The sequence below is a fragment of the Gorillibacterium sp. sgz306347 genome, from assembly GCF_059735245.1.
Window position 1 is genome coordinate 26,962 of sequence record NZ_JCAPET010000042.1, and the last position, 15,106, is coordinate 42,067.

Genomic DNA, 15,106 nt, shown 5'->3' on the forward strand with positions numbered 1-15,106 from the left:
TCCCCCGGCAATAGGGAACAGGCTCGCAGGAAAGGAGATTATTTCGGGTCTACTTTGGCTTTAAACGTCTGCTTGCCGTCTTTGTATTCAAGGATGACGGCGGCCTTCACCGGGTCATGGGTTTCGTTGAACGTGATCGTACCCGTGGCCAGCTTCAGGTCTTTCGTGGCGGCAAGCGCTTCTTTCAGCTTCTCCGGGTCGGTCGAGTCGGCGCGTGTGATGGCGTCGGCCAGAAGCTTCACGGCATCGTAGGCAAGCGCGGCCAACGCATCCGGCGTTTCGTCGTTATTGGCGGCTTTGTAGGCTTTGACAAAGGCTTGGATCGCTTCGGACTCATCGTCCGGCGCATAGTGGTTGGAGATGAACGTGTTGTTCAGCGCGTCTGCGCCGGCGATTTCCACCAGCTTCGGGGAATCCCAGCCGTCGCCGCCGACAATCGGGATCGTCAGGCCGATTTCGCGCGCCTGCTTCACGATTTTGCCCACCTCTTCATAATAGCCGGGAACGTAAAGCACCTCGGGGTTCTTCTCTTTGATCCGGGTCAAAACGGCCTTAAAGTCCGTATCCTTTTCGGCAAACGCTTCGCTGCCGACGATTTCACCGCCGTTTGCGGTAAAGGTTTGCTCAAAGAACTTTTGCAGGCCTTTGGAATAGTCGCTCGATGCGTTGACATAAACGACTGCGGTTTTAGCTTTCAAATCGTTCGTGGCAAAATTCGCCGCCACTTCCCCTTGGAAGGGGTCGATAAAGCAAGCACGGAAGATCCAGTCGTTCACCTTGCCCGACTTTTCGTTTACAGTAACATTAGGGTTCGTTGCGGACGTTGTGATCAGCGGGATCTTTTTCTCCATTGCAACCGGAACCGCGCCTAGCGTGTTGCCGGTTGTAACCGGACCAATCAGCGCAATCGCGCCTTCACTGATAAGCTTCTGGGCAGCACGGGTCGCTTCCTCCGCCTTCGAGGCATTGTCGGCCTCCAGAATTTCCAGCTGGCGGCCCAGCACCCCGCCGGCGGCGTTAATTTCCTCCACCGCAAGCTTGACGCCTTTCATGGAGGAGTTGCCGAAGGATGCATTTCCGCCGGTCATTTCAAAGTTTGCTCCGATCTTGATCGGACCGGTGCCGTCATCCCCGCTTTTTTGGCCGCAGCCTGCGCCGGTGACAGCCAGGACCAGTGCGGCGGATAGCACCGCGAATTTGTTCAACTTCATGTAATGCCCTCCCTTTTCCCCCAAAGATATTGTTAATGGCCCAGATAGGCCAGCTTAACCTCTTCCGCGTTTGCCAGTTCCTCCGCCGGACCGGAAAGCACAATTTTCCCGGTTTCCAGCACATAGGCCCGATGGGCGATTTTGAGCGCCTGATTGGCGTTCTGCTCGACGAGCAGCACGGTCGTGCCCGACTGGTTGATCTCCTCCACAACCCGGAAGATTTCCGCGACCAGCATCGGGGCAAGCCCCATCGACGGTTCATCCAGAAGCAGCAGCTGAGGCTTGCTCATCAGCGCCCGGCCGATGGCGAGCATCTGCTGCTCCCCCCCGGACAAGGTGCCCGCCTGCTGCTTGCGGCGTTCGGCGAGCCGGGGAAACCGTTTGTATACGGCCGCCGCGTCCGCGCCGACGTTTTTGTCCTTGCGCAGGTAGGCGCCGAGGTCCAGGTTTTCCTCCACGGTCATGTTGGCGAAAATCCGCCGCCCTTCCGGACAGTGAACAATGCCGTTTTTGACAATGGCCTGCACGGACTGGCCGGCGATCGGTTTATCCAGAAACCGGATTTCGCCCGTTTTGGGCTTCAGAAGGCCCGAAATGGTTTTGAGCAGGGTCGATTTGCCCGCCCCGTTGGCCCCGATCAGGGAGACGATCTCTCCCTGCCGAACCTCAAGCGAAACGCCTTGCAGAGCGTGGATTGCTCCGTAATACACGTTGATGTCGTTGATGATCAGCACGGCTTAAGCCTCCTGTCCCAAATACGCTTCGATCACATGGCGATCGTTGCGGACCTGCTCGGGCGTTCCCTGAGCGATCAGCTTCCCTTGGTCCAGCACGTAAATGCGGTCGCAGACGCCCATGACCAGGGACATGTCGTGCTCAATCAGCAGAATGGTAAGCTTGAATTCCTCCCGGATCCAGCGGATCAGGTTCATCAGATCGCGGGTTTCCTGCGGGTTCATTCCGGCCGCCGGTTCGTCCAGCAGCAGCAGCTGCGGGCGGGCCGCAAGGGCGCGGGCGATTTCCAGCCGCCGCTGGGCGCCGTAATTGAGGTTGGCCGCCATCTCGTCCCGCAGTCCGTCGAGCTTGAAAATTTTGAGCAGCTCCAGCGCCTTCGCTTCGATCTTCGCCTCCCCATTCACGTAGGAGGGAAGCCGGAAGAAGGAAGACCACAAGGAATATTTGGCGTGATGGGTATAGGCGATCTTCACGTTTTCGATGACGCTCATGCTCCCGAACAGGCGGATGTTCTGAAAGGTGCGGGCCGCGCCTTGGTGATTGATCTGGTACGGCTTCTGTCCTTTGATCGACTGTCCGTTCAGGGTGATGTCGCCCGCCGACGGCTCGTAAACTCCGGTCAAAAGATTAAACAGGGTCGTTTTCCCGGCGCCGTTCGGGCCGATCAGCCCGATCAGCTCGCCGGAATGAAGGCGGATGGAAACGTCCGTAACGGCCTTGATGCCGCCGAAATGGCGGCTGGCGTTCGTAACATCAAGCAACACGGATGCCGCATGCATCATGCGTTCGGAACCCCCTTCTTACGGAAAAATTTGAGCGTGAATTCCTTCGTCCCCATAAATCCGCCGGGACGGAAAATCATCATCAGAACCAAAAGCGCGGAGTAGATGATCATGCGCAGCTCCGGGTATTCCTGGAGGAAGGTCAACAGCAGCGTCAGCACAACCGCGCCCAGAATCGCGCCCGTGGTGCTGCCCAGTCCGCCGAGCACGACCATAACCAGAATCTCGAACGACTTCATAAAGTTAAAGCTGGTCGGGTTGATGACGTAGAAATTGTGGGCGGACAGCCCGCCCGCGATGCCTGCGAAAAAAGCCCCGATCATAAACGCAACGACCTTGTAGTACGTCGTGTTGATCCCCATCGCCTCCGCCGCGATTTCATTCTCGCGGATGGCGATACAGGCCCGGCCGTGCTTGGAGCGGACAAAGTTCTGAATCAGAATGACGGTCACGAGCGTGAAGAGAAAAATCCAGGTCCAGTTCGTGTAGGTCGGAATTCCGTTCAGGCCGGAAGCGCCCCCCACATACTCCGTGTTCAGCAGCACAATGCGGATAATCTCGCCGAAGCCGAGCGTGGCGATGGCGAGGTAGTCTCCTTTGAGCCGGAGGGTCGGGATGCCGATCAGCAGGCCGCAGAGCGCGGAAACCGCTCCGCCGAGCAGAAGCGCCAGAACGAACGGAAAGTCGAAGTTGATGGTCAGCACGGCGGACGCGTAAGCGCCGACCGACATAAAGCCGGCGTGCCCGAGCGAGAACTGGCCGGTGAAGCCGTTGATCAGGTTAAGCGATACCGCGAGGATCACGTTGATGCCGATAAGCAGAATGGTCGATTCGGCCACATCGTCGAGAAACCCGGTGACGAGAAGCAATTGAATGACGGCATACAGCACCAGGGAAGCGGCGAAGGGAAGCCAAAAATTGATGTTGAGCTTTTTGAGCATGACTTGTTACACCTTCTCCCTGACGTTTTTGCCGAACAGTCCGGACGGCCGGAAAATCAGAATGAGGATCAGCACCGCGAACGCGGCTCCGTCTCTCCACATCGACGCTCCGGCGGCCGAGATTTCCGTTTCGATGGTGCCGAGCAAAATCCCGCCGACCAGCGCGCCCGGAATGCTGCCGATTCCGCCGAGAACCGCCGCAACGAACGCCTTGAGTCCCGGAATCATGCCCATGAGCGGATCGATCGAGCTGTACGTCATGCCGAAGATAACGCCGGCCGCGCCCGCGAGCGCCGAGCCGATGGCGAAGGTCGCAGAAATCGTACGGTCCACGTTGATGCCCATCAGGCGGGCGGCCTCCATGTCGTGCGATACGGCGCGCATCGCCTTGCCGGTTTTCGTGCGATGCACGATAAAGACCAGAATCAGCATCAAAATAATGGTCGACAGCAGGATCATCAGTTGATTGGAATCGATCTGAACGTCTCCGAACAAGCGGTAGGTTTTCTTCTGAAGAACATCGGGAAAGCCTTGGGCTTGCGGACCGACAAAATACATCATCACGTATTCCAGAAAAAACGACATGCCCACGGCCGTGATGAGCACCGCGATCCGCGAGGCGCCCCGCAGCGGCCGGTAAGCGAGACGCTCAAGAACGACGCCGAGAATGGCGCAAAGCAGCATGGAAACGACAAGCGAAGTCAAAAAGGTGGTAACGGGGTCGAACCGGCCGTCCAGCGTCTTGATGGTATTCAGGCCGATGAAAGCGCCGACCATGAACACGTCCCCGTGCGCGAAATTGATCAATTTGATAATGCCGTAAACCATCGTATAGCCCAGAGCGATAAGCGCGTAGATGCTCCCTGCGGAAATCCCGTTGATTAACTGCTGAATGTGGTAATCCATCTGGCACCTCTGTTTATTGGATTGCTTTTCTTTGTACAGGCCCCTGTCTTTCCTCACGTCGTTGGGTATTTCCCGGTTGGTTTGCCCGATCACCACCATATTGCGTTAGTGCAGTACATGGATAGAATTAATGTTATCAATAGTAACATGAAGAGGTTTTTTCTACCAGAACCATCTGTGAAAAAAATGTGAATTCATCCATAAAATATCCATTAAGCCTCATAAAAAAATGAAATCATTTGGCATCAAGGGATTGGGATGGTAAAGAAAACCCTGATAAATGCCATAAAAAAAGCGCTTCGGCGAAAAACGCCTCGGCGCAATATGTCATCGTTATGAAAAAGTGTGATCTTTCTCTCTTTACATGTCAGGTTAGTGATAGATTGGAGTGATTCTTTTATTTTTTCGGGTGCAGAAATCGCTCCGTCAAGTGGGCGAGCTCTTCCTCTCCGGGGGGTTCTTCCCCGTATCGCGCAGCGTTATAAGCGTCGGCCAGCTTCCCCGCATCCTCCGGCGGCGCAAATCCTCCTTCGCCAAGGCGATCCGCTGTTTCACCCGGAGTCTGGGAAGGATCGGGGCGAAAGCCTTTGGCTGCGGCGCGCCGTACGGCGGACCGGTAAAGAAACCGGACCTTATCCTTGCCGTCGGTCAAGCTGTTCCACGCCGGCGCTTTGCCCGTACGGCCCGCCAGCCACCGGCGGAGACCCGCCAGCAGCGCCCGCGGCGCCTCCTTCAGCTCCAGCAGCGATTCCTTCTCGTCGATGTAGTCCGAAGCCCGCGCCCGTTCCCGTCCGCCGAAGAGCCGGGCGAAAAACGCCTTCCACCGTCCGAAAAGACGGGGCACTCCCTTGATCCGGCGCAGGAGATGATAGAGCGCCCAGAGGACAATGAGGGCGAACAAAACGTAAAACAGCACATTCAGGATCATGACCCAAAGCGGATTGCCCTTGTCCGGAGCCTCCGGAAGCTGCGGAGGAGGAGCCGGCGGCGTTCCCGGCTCCATAGGCACCGATTTGCCGGACGGAATCAAAGAGAACAGGTACGCCACTCCCCGGCCGAGGAAACCGAGCGCTTGCTCGACCGCCTGCCCGGCCTGGCGGAAAAACCCGAGGACAAGCGCCAGTACGAAAAAGACGGCGGTCCACATCCGGTTTTTCAGCACCAGGGCCGCGGCGGGCCGCTTGCCTCTGGTTTGCTGCCGGGCCGCTTCCGCCAGTTGATACCGGCTCAAGCGGAACAGGTAGACGCCGAGCGCTGCGATGCCGAGCGCGTTCAGAAGCTCCGCTTCCGGCTCAAGTGCGGGCTGCAGCCGGACGATCGCCGGCAGCAAGAAGTACAGCAGCAGTCCGGCGGCGGATGCCGCCGGATTGAACAGCCGGAGCGAATCACGCCCGAACAGCCGCATTCCGCGGACGCCCAGCGCGAGTCCGGCCGCCCAGGAGAACCATCCCGCTACGCCCGGGCCGTTTGCGGCTACTGCGATGCCCCCTGCCGCCGCCGCGAGCAGCGCGGCGCGCAGCAGGCCGCGGAAAAAGCCTTTGCGGCTTCCTGTCAGCAGAAAGCCGGCAAGACCGTAAAACGGCAGCTGGAGCGCAAACCCCGCTTCGCCGCCGCGTTCGGTACCGGCGAGCATCCGCACAAACTCGTACACCAGCAGGACGGCGGGCAGAAAGAACAGCAGGTCGCCGACCAAATGAAAAGCGACGGCGGGCAGCCCCCGCCATTTAACAGAAGCGTCACGCAGCCCCTTACCGCCCCCAGAGGAGGACTCTGCCGGGCCGCTTTCCCGGCGGCCCTCCCCTTCTTCGAACGCTCCCCGTGTCCCCCCGGGTTCCCGTTCGGGGCCAAACGCGTCAGGCCGGCGTTTGCCTTTTCGTTTCATCGCCGGTCCCCCTTTCGTTTCCGGCTCGCAGGTGTTCCGTAAGCACGAGCTTCACCGTGTTTCCGGCTTCCTCCAGTTCATCGAGCTGCAGCTGCATTTTCGGGGATACATAGGGTGTGATCAGCACATAGTCGATATTGCCGGCCGTTTGCCCCGCTTCCGCCTCCAGGAAATCCTCCATTCCCAGCGTCCGCTCCAAAACCAGCTTCGCCATTGTTTCCAGCAAAAGCGCGAGCTGCTCGCCGCCTCCCTGCGGCTCGATCCGGACCGGCTTCGGCTCGCCCCCTTGCATCCAGCCGTTGTAACCAAAGCCGACGGGAACGCCGTTGCCCACGGCCTGCATCGCCAGCGCCGCCGCGACGGATATGGCGTACTCGACCGTCTCCGGCTCCGTAACCGCTCCCCACATGTTCTCCGAGACTTCAACGTTGACGAGCAGCATGAGCCGGGGATCGGCCGTATAATCGCGCTCCGTCACCTGCAGCGCTCCGGTGCGTGCGGTCGCCTTCCAGTTCACCCGGTTTAAGGGGTCCCCGTACCGGTATTCGCGGACGCCGCTCGCCAGGAACGGATCGTCCACGATCCAGCGCCGGACCGTCACGTCTCCCTGGAAGCTGTGCGACGAAATTTCCACGTCCGTCAAGTCGGCCGGGCGCGGGTAGACAAGCAGCTCGGCGTCCGTCGGCAGCGTGCGGGCCGCAGCCCGGATGCCGAGCAGATCGCCTGCGGTCATCGCCGCCGTCTCCAGCTTGTAATAGCCTCTCCGGCTGCAAAAAATCCGGTGCTTGCGGACAATCCGCGTATAAGGCATGAGGCTGAAAAGGCTGGCATGGTTTTGGTAAATCTGGCCGCTGCTCATTTCCAGGTTGCTCTGCTCGCCGAACTTCAACCCGCTCAGGATCATGGATTCGACGCGCAGCCAGGGCAGCGGAAGCAGCTTGCGGTTGGCGATCGTTTCAATCAGCTCCGCCTCCTCCCCTTCGGTGCAGGCCGCCGCGCTAAAGGCACGGGAGTAGCCGATTCCCTTCAGCGCCCATTTGCGGAACACCCAGGTCTGGACCGGCACGAGAATGGCGGCCGCCGCGAGAAGCCAAGTGATTCCCATCGCGTCCTCCTTACGCCGTGCCGGCTTCCGCCGGGACGGGCGTTTCGGCCAGAATGCGCCGGAGCACCGGCTCGGCTCCGCCGCTCTGCCCGCGCAAGCGCCCCCGCACCAGCATGCGGTGGGCAAATACCGGCACAGCCAGCTCCTTGATGTCATCCGGGATGACGTAAGCCCGTCCCCGGATCGCCGCGAGCGCCTGTGCCGCCCGCAGCATCGCCTGCATGCCGCGCGGGCTGACGCCCAGAGCGATGTCCGGGTGAACGCGCGTGCTCTCCGCCAGCGCCACCAGGTAGCGCAGCAGATCGTCGCTCACGCGAATTTTCCCGACTTCGCGGGCAGCCTCCGCCAGCTCTTCCTTTTCGGCGACCGGCCCGATTTCCTCCAGCGGGTTTTGCTCCCGGAACCGGCGGAGCAGCTCCACGCTTTCCTCGGCGGCCGGGTAGCCCATGCCGATTTTGATCAGGAACCGGTCGAGCTGCGCCTCGGGGAGCGGGAAGGTGCCCTGGTTTTCCACCGGATTTTGCGTCGCAATGACCAGAAAAGGCTTATCCAGCGGGCGCGTTTCCCCGTCCACGCTTACCTGCCGCTCTTCCATCGCCTCCAGCAGGCTGGACTGCGTGCGGGGCGTGGCGCGGTTGATCTCGTCGGCCAGCACGATGTTCGCAAACAGCGGACCCGGGCGGAATTCGAAATCTCCTTTTTTCTGGTTGTAAAAGTTGATCCCGCTGATGTCCGACGGAAGCAGATCCGGCGTAAACTGCACCCGTTTGAACCGGCCGTCGATCGAACGCGCGAGGGTTTTGGCGAGCAGCGTTTTGCCCGTGCCCGGCACGTCCTCCAGCAGCACATGACCGCCGGAAACAAGCGCCACCAAAAGCAGCTCGGCCGTTTGCTCCTTGCCCACCATCACCCGGGAAATATTCGCCTGGATACGCGCCGCGAGCGCGCGGATTTGATCCGTTGCCATGAAATACGCCTCTTTCTATGTAAGATGAAAACCGGATGCTTTACCGCTTCATTTGCTCATTTCGCTGCCTGATCATTGCACTAATGAATTGCCGTATTACCCTGCTCCAGAACCCTATATATAAAGGAAAGAAAAATTCCGGACTTCCGCTCCTTGTGCCATTGCGGACGGAGATAGCTGGGGCGACGGAGATAGTCTGGGGGGACGGTGATAGTCGGGCGGACGGAGATAGCTGGGCCGCCGGAGCATAAGCAGCGCATCCGCAGCGGCATTTGGCTCTGACAAAATACATGTTGGCTCGTTGGATGCTCTCAGGAGCCGGGGAACGCTAACGGTTGCCACAGCGGCTATTTGCCCAAAAACGAAGGGTTCAAAACTGTAACGGTTGCCACAGGACTTATTTTCGTTTTTTCACCTGATTCGGCCCGTTTTTTTCCAAATAAGCGCTGTGGCAACCGTTAGAATTTCAAAAGGGCCATTTTGGTGCAAATAAGCGCTGTGGCAACCGTTAGAATATGCAGGGGCGGCAGGCGAGGTCTGCAAGTCGATTTCAAGAAGTTCTCCTTGCCCCACCAACGCCTTTTCGCAATTGGCTCTCGGACTTCGCTGCCTGCCGCTCCCTAGCTAGCGTTTGTTTACCTCGCTCCCCGCGCGCCTTCTCAAATTTGTCTCTCGGGTTTCAACGTCCGCCGCTCTCTGCTAGCGTTTGTTTCCATGCTCCCCGCGCGCCTTCTCAAGTTATCTCCCCGCCTTCAATGTCGCCGCCCTCTAGCTGGCGTCTGTTTCCACCGGCCTCCAGCACCTTCTCGAAACTCTCTCGGGCTTCGCTGCCTGCCGCTCCCCGGTAGCGCCTCTCAAGCCTTACCTGCGCTGCTCCCGATCCGCCATCGATGCCGTCCACTAGTCCCGGAAGCGTCCCATCAGCACGGTATTGTAGAACTTTCCGTCGGAAAGGATTTTGTCGTTTTTGAGGACGCCTTCCGTTTCAAACCCGTGGGCTTGGTACAGCCGGATCGCTTTTTCGTTCGTTTCGAGCACCTGCAGCGTCAGTTTTTTGATTCCGTTTGCGTCGGCCCAGCGGATGGATTCTGCCAGGAGCTGCTTTCCGATCGCATGTCCCCAAAAAGCTTGCAGAACGCCGACACCAAACTCCGCTTTATGAGCGAACCGTTTCAGCGTATTGCCTTCGCAGCGGGAAAAAGCGGCGAGCCGCCCACCCGCATCCGCCACCAGAAACAGATTTCGTTCCGCCTTCGTATCCGCCTCGATCAGCGACTCAAATGCGGCTTCGTCCAGGAACGCCTCGCCCTTTTCGCGGTCCAGGTTCTCGGTTTCTCCGTCGATTTGCAGCCGGAGCGCGGACAATGCCGCGGCATCGGTCCGGCGGGCGGAGCGGATGGTGTACGTCAGTTCGTTTACGGTAAACTTGCAATCGTCGATGATCATAGTTCTCCTTCGTGTATCCGAATTATTGGGTGCGTTTGCAAAACAGCCTGCCGAACACGGTCTCTCGGCCATTTGCCCGAATCTCGCACAAACGTCATACTCTTATCTTACCGTTTCAGATGAAAGGCCGCTACCGGTAATTCCCTTTTTTACGGGCGCACTCCTCCCCAAGATGGAATCGTGGCGATTTGTGGTATAGTGAAATCAGACAACCGTTTCCAGAACGGTCTACCAAAAGAAAGCGAGCGATCTCTCCCTCATGAACGGCAATCAACGAAACGGTAATCCGCCGCGCTCTTATAAACCGAATCCGGCTGTGGAAGCCGGAAAGAAAGCCTCATTCGGGCATCAAGCAGGAAGAAAACCGGCAGAAACGCCGAAAAAGCCCTACGCGAGCAGCACCGGGCGCACCGGGCGGCCTGATATTGGCCGCGGACGGCAAGACGGCGGCAACGCAGCAGCGGAAAAAACGGGACAGCCCCGATGGAGCGGCACGAAGTCCGGACAGCGGGATATGACGAATGGCGCAAGGACGGGAACGCCCGCAAAAGACGGCCATCGCGTCCGCCCCGCTTCGGCAACCGCCGAAAAAGCCGCCAAACCGTCCTTCGGCGGACGGGACAACGCCGACCTGCTGAAGCCCGGCGACCGGATCGTCGTGACGATCAAGCGGATCGGCATCAACGGCGAGGGCGTCGGCTACTACCGCAAAAAAGCGGTTTTTGTGCCCGGCGCACTGCCCGGCGAAGTGGTGGAAGCCGACGTGACGCGTTCCGAGAAAAGCTACTTGCAGGCAACGCTCCATGAAATCGAGAAGCGCTCGCCCGACCGCGTCCAACCGCCCTGCCCCGTTTACGAGGAGTGCGGCGGCTGCCAGTTGCAGCATTTGTCCTACGCAGGCCAGCTGAAAGCCAAAGAAGAACTGCTGCGCGAGGCATTCGCCCGTTACACGGATATCGAAGATCCCCCCCTCCGCCCCATGCTCGGTATGGAAGAGCCGTGGGGCTACCGCAACAAGGCGCAGCTTCAAGCGGGATTGGACGGGGAGCGACTGGTCACGGGGCTGTATGCTGCCGGGTCTCACCGCATCGTCGACATCTCCGGCTGTCCCATCCAGCATCCGGCGGTCAACGGGACGATCGACACGGTGCGCGGCCTGCTCGAAAAAGCCGGCCTCCGTCCGTACGACGAGCGTGCCCGCACTGGCGACATCCGCACGATAGTGGCCCGCATCGGCCTGGAAAACGGCGGCGTTCAGCTTACGCTCGTCACGGCGGGCGACCGCCTCCCGGGCTGGAAAGCCCTCGTCGAAGACATTCGGCGCGCATTGCCCGAGGTGAAAGGCATCGCCCAAAACATCAACGCATCCAGCACGCCTCTCGTGTTCGGCGACAAAACCCGCCACCTGTGGGGCTCCGAAACGCTGGACGAACGGCTCGGCCATGTCGCCCTTTCCCTGTCGCCGCGCGCATTCTTCCAGCTGAACCCCGAGCAGACGGTCAAGCTGTACGACGCGGTGCGCGAGGCCGCCGGGTTGACCGGCCGCGAGCTGGTCGTCGACGCCTACTGCGGTACGGGCACCATCGGGCTGTGGCTCGCTCCCCACGCGCGCGAGGTGCGCGGCGTGGAAAGCGTGCCCGAAGCGGTCGAAGACGCCCGCAGGAACGCGGAGCGCAGCGGCTTCGCCAACGCCCGCTTCTATCAGGGCCAGGCCGAGAAGCTGCTGCCCCAGTGGCTGCGCGAAGGCATCCGGCCCGACGTCGTGGTCGTCGACCCGCCGCGCACCGGCTGCGATGACGCTCTCCTCGCCGCCGTCGCCGAGGCAAAGCCGAAGCGGTTCGTATACGTCTCCTGCAACCCGTCCACACTGGCCAAAGACTGCAAGACGCTGCTCGCCTCCGGCTACCGGCTGGAATGGATGCAGCCGGTGGACATGTTCCCACAGACGAGTCATGTGGAGTGTTGTTCACTGTTGATCAGGAAAGATTAAGACAAAAAGGGAGCTGCTTCGGCTCCCTTTCCTGTTAAAGGATTCATGAAGTTGCAGTTGTTAGAGACATCTATCTTCGTCAGCATTGATTTCAATCTTCCGAATCAAGTTGTGCAGGATATCTCGTAGTGTCTCCTCGTCAGGAACATCCAGACGGACAAACTTTCTTTCTCTCGTGATTTCTCCAACGGTCTCCTCGTAAATTTCCTTACTCAATCCCTTGGATGCCAATTGTCGGGTGAGTTCGCTGTGCCAGCTTAAACACTCAAAATTGGATCTTCCTTCTCAGAGTGTCAATGGTTTGAATAATGTATGGAATACCATTAAGGAGCGTCATATGAAAAGAAAATACATAAAAATGACAAAGATAAGTATTTTCATTATGGGTATGCTTCTTGCAATCGGATTCGTTTTTCCAACATGGACACCTCGAATTGAAGGAGATCATAGCATAAGTTCTCTAAAACAGGTCGAGATCAACGGCACTGATCATGAAGTCATGATTAGGGGAGTGGACCGACGCAATCCAATAGTCATTTTTGTGCATGGCGGTCCGGGCTGTTCGGAAATTCCTTATGTGCGGAAATATCAAGATTTGCTTGAAAAAAACTTTACCATTGTACACTATGATCAACGCGGAAGCGGGAAGTCGTATCATTTTTTTGAGGATTATTCTACATTATCCGCTGACTTGCTCGTAGAAGATTTGTTGGCCTTAACAGATTATGTGGAAAAGGAATTCGGACAAGAAAAAGTGCTGCTGGTCGGCCACTCTTTTGGCACATATATTGGAATGAAAGCTGCCGCAAAAGCACCTGAAAAATATAGTGCCTATGTTGGAATAGGGCAGGTTGCCGATCATGGAAAAAGCGAGTTGGATAGCTTGAATTACTCTATTGAACAAGCAAAATTAGCTGGTAATTTAAAGGATGCAGAACGATTAGAACAGCTTCGAGGTCCAATAGAAAAAGAGGAGCAGCTTACCCCAAGAGATATGGTTCGGAAATATGGCGGAGCGGCTAGATTAATTGATGATAATAGGGATTATTATACAGGGTTTCTCTTTAATCCGGAGTATAATTTGCTCGATGTCCTTCGCTATTTAAAAGGAGTTTCATTGTCGCAGGAAATTTTGTTAGAGGAAGAGTCGAAAAATAATATTACAAGCATTGTCGATAAATTAGATATACCCGTTTATTTTGTAATGGGGCAATATGATTATATGACGTCTGTAAACGCGGCAAAAGAATACTTTGAAGTATTGGAAGCGCCGATGAAGGAATTTGTTAGTTTCCAAAAATCCGCTCATTATCCTCAATTTGAGGAGGAAGAGTTATTTGCTGAATGGTTGAATAACACATGGAGTCAGCTTAATTCTGAGGAGCAGACAGATCGATAGGTTATTAAGGGGGGACATATAATTCACAAAACTTATGCCAAAAAATGATAATATGCTAACCATTCTATGGATGTTGAATTCGGGAGAGAAATTGACTGCACAGCAAATATCGGAAAAGTTAGAGATAAACATAAGAACAGTTTATCGGTATATGGATGCACTATGTGCCAGTGGCGTCCCTATTATAGCCGACACAGGGCACAATGGCGGGTATAGCTTGCTGCACAATTTTATCAAATCCCCTCTGCTATTTAGTATGGATGAAAAAAAGACACTGCTTCATGCCGCCCTATTTGCAAAAGAAGCCGGATATCCTTTGAGTGAGGCATTAGAGAATGCAACCTCCAAGTTGAAAATGTATTCGAATCAGGAACAGCGCCATTCTCATTTAGGCGTCCCAAGGAATTTTCAGCGCGTACTTTTTTTATGAAAAATCTGTTACCGGATGTAGGAGATAAATCCGGATTAATTTCTTTAATTATTGGTGGCAGGGCAGAGGCGCTGGATGATTTATGCCTTCATTGGTTTTTGGAGCATCATTTGCAGGAGCGGACATCAACGCAAGCAATTTTTTTACTTGAGGAAGAATCACTGTATACACATGTTCCGCTTCTAATTCTCCCCTATGGGAAATCCATTCAAGTTATAGAGCCACAGAATCTAAAGAATAAACTTGTGGCGGTTGCTTCCGAGTTAATGGAACATTATCAAGCTTAACAACTTCACTGACAGCAGTTGTCAGTGAAGTTGTTTTATTATAATGATTAACCACTCATGAAAGAGGAATGGCTTCTGTTACCTAATAAACTTTATGAGGAGCAATTAGAAATGAACCGTACAGTATATCTTTATGTGTTTGATACCATGTCCGATTGGGAAATAGGTTATTTAACCGCCGAGCTGAATTCCGGAAGATACTTCAGACATGGGCTGGCTCCAGCAAAAATAGTCACCGTTGGGATAGAAAAGACTCCAGTAACTACAATGGGCGGATTGAAAATAATGCCTGACATTAAAGTGGAGGAGTGGAGAATGAAAAGCGTAGATGCACTGATTTTACCTGGTGGAAATACATGGACAGAAGCTATTCACATGCCCCTATTAAAAATTGCCGAGATGTGTTTAAAGGAAGGGATCATAGTTGGAGCAATTTGCGGTGCTACTTTTGGACTTGCTCAAGCAGGACTGTTAGATTCACGTTGGCACACAAGCAATGATTTGGCCTACCTTAAAATGATTTGCCAATCTTACACGGGCGAAGAATATTACAAAATGGAACCTGCTGTCACCGATGGGAAATTGATCACCGCATCCGGAGTAGCTCCATTAGAATTTGCTGTTCATGCTTTAAAAGCGCTGGATGTATTTTCTTCAAAAACATTAGACGCTTGGTATCGACTTAATAAAACTCACGAACCTAAACATTTCTACGAGTTAATGAATTCAATCCAATGACAGTATAGGGAAATAACTCATATGGAGGTTATAGAAAGTTTTGAAAGAAAAAATACAGCCAAGCAGCCTGTACCTTAGTTGGTGGCGTAAGGATTGGGAAGGTTCGTTATATTGAGTCTTAATCGATTAACCCTTTGTAGGACTTGTTTCATTACTTGCTCGTTTTCGGAGCCAAGCATAATGAAACGTCCTACTTCTTTTTTTCATTACGTGTAACTGTGGTCGTTGAAAATACGTTCATTCTACCCTGAAAATAACGCAACTTCATCGTCTGTGGTGCCCGCCAG

The 15,106-nt window shown here is 55.6% G+C and carries 12 protein-coding genes and 1 pseudogene; 4 read left to right on the plus strand and 9 right to left on the minus strand.

Going from position 1 to position 15,106, the window contains the following annotated elements; genetic code table 11:
- Positions 1 to 38 precede the first annotated feature (38 nt).
- The 9 genes from AC6I6H_RS18240 to AC6I6H_RS18280 form a co-directional block, all read right to left on the minus strand.
- A complete protein-coding gene (locus AC6I6H_RS18240; protein ID WP_497955433.1) occupies positions 39 to 1,211 on the minus strand; it encodes an ABC transporter substrate-binding protein in 1,173 nt (390 codons plus the stop codon).
- A gap of 32 nt (positions 1,212 to 1,243) precedes the next feature.
- The gene (locus tag AC6I6H_RS18245; protein ID WP_497955434.1) at positions 1,244 to 1,945 is read right to left on the minus strand and encodes an ABC transporter ATP-binding protein; all 702 of its coding nucleotides are present in this window, start codon (positions 1,943 to 1,945) and stop codon (positions 1,244 to 1,246) included.
- A 3-nt stretch (positions 1,946 to 1,948) separates the two neighbouring features.
- Positions 1,949 to 2,725 (minus strand): ABC transporter ATP-binding protein, encoded by a 777-nt coding sequence (locus tag AC6I6H_RS18250; RefSeq protein WP_497955444.1) that lies wholly within the window; start codon positions 2,723 to 2,725, stop codon positions 1,949 to 1,951.
- Positions 2,725 to 3,669 (minus strand): branched-chain amino acid ABC transporter permease, encoded by a 945-nt coding sequence (locus AC6I6H_RS18255; RefSeq protein ID WP_497955435.1) that lies wholly within the window; start codon positions 3,667 to 3,669, stop codon positions 2,725 to 2,727. Before AC6I6H_RS18255 ends, AC6I6H_RS18250 begins: the two co-directional genes overlap by 1 nt.
- Positions 3,670 to 3,675: 6 nt before the next feature.
- Entirely contained in the window at positions 3,676 to 4,575 is a 900-nt protein-coding gene (locus AC6I6H_RS18260) for a branched-chain amino acid ABC transporter permease (protein ID WP_497955436.1), read from the minus strand.
- Positions 4,576 to 4,972: 397 nt separating this feature from the next.
- Positions 4,973 to 6,457 carry a DUF4129 domain-containing protein gene (locus tag AC6I6H_RS18265; protein ID WP_497955437.1) on the minus strand — a complete coding sequence of 495 codons (1,485 nt, stop codon included), beginning with the start codon at positions 6,455 to 6,457 and terminating at the stop codon, positions 4,973 to 4,975.
- Positions 6,429 to 7,562 carry a DUF58 domain-containing protein gene (locus AC6I6H_RS18270; protein WP_497955438.1) on the minus strand — a complete coding sequence of 378 codons (1,134 nt, stop codon included), beginning with the start codon at positions 7,560 to 7,562 and terminating at the stop codon, positions 6,429 to 6,431. Before AC6I6H_RS18270 ends, AC6I6H_RS18265 begins: the two co-directional genes overlap by 29 nt.
- Positions 7,563 to 7,572: 10 nt before the next feature.
- A complete protein-coding gene (locus AC6I6H_RS18275; protein ID WP_497955439.1) occupies positions 7,573 to 8,529 on the minus strand; it encodes an AAA family ATPase in 957 nt (318 codons plus the stop codon).
- A gap of 900 nt (positions 8,530 to 9,429) precedes the next feature.
- A complete protein-coding gene (locus AC6I6H_RS18280) occupies positions 9,430 to 9,975 on the minus strand; it encodes a GNAT family N-acetyltransferase (protein WP_497955440.1) in 546 nt (181 codons plus the stop codon).
- Positions 9,976 to 10,489: 514 nt separating this feature from the next.
- On the opposite strand from AC6I6H_RS18280, the gene rlmD reads away from it, so the two are divergent.
- The 4 genes and pseudogenes from rlmD (at position 10,490) to AC6I6H_RS18300 (ending at position 14,819) form a co-directional block, all read left to right on the plus strand.
- Positions 10,490 to 11,965, plus strand: coding sequence for a 23S rRNA (uracil(1939)-C(5))-methyltransferase RlmD (rlmD, locus tag AC6I6H_RS18285; protein WP_497955441.1), 1,476 nt, complete (start codon positions 10,490 to 10,492; stop codon positions 11,963 to 11,965).
- A 337-nt stretch (positions 11,966 to 12,302) separates the two neighbouring features.
- Positions 12,303 to 13,364, plus strand: coding sequence for an alpha/beta fold hydrolase (locus tag AC6I6H_RS18290; protein WP_497955442.1), 1,062 nt, complete (start codon positions 12,303 to 12,305; stop codon positions 13,362 to 13,364).
- A 34-nt stretch (positions 13,365 to 13,398) separates the two neighbouring features.
- Positions 13,399 to 14,081: pseudogene (locus AC6I6H_RS18295) on the plus strand (helix-turn-helix transcriptional regulator).
- A gap of 111 nt (positions 14,082 to 14,192) precedes the next feature.
- Complete coding sequence (locus AC6I6H_RS18300) at positions 14,193 to 14,819, plus strand: type 1 glutamine amidotransferase family protein (RefSeq protein WP_497955443.1); 627 nt, start codon at positions 14,193 to 14,195, stop codon at positions 14,817 to 14,819.
- Positions 14,820 to 15,106: the final 287 nt, after the last annotated feature.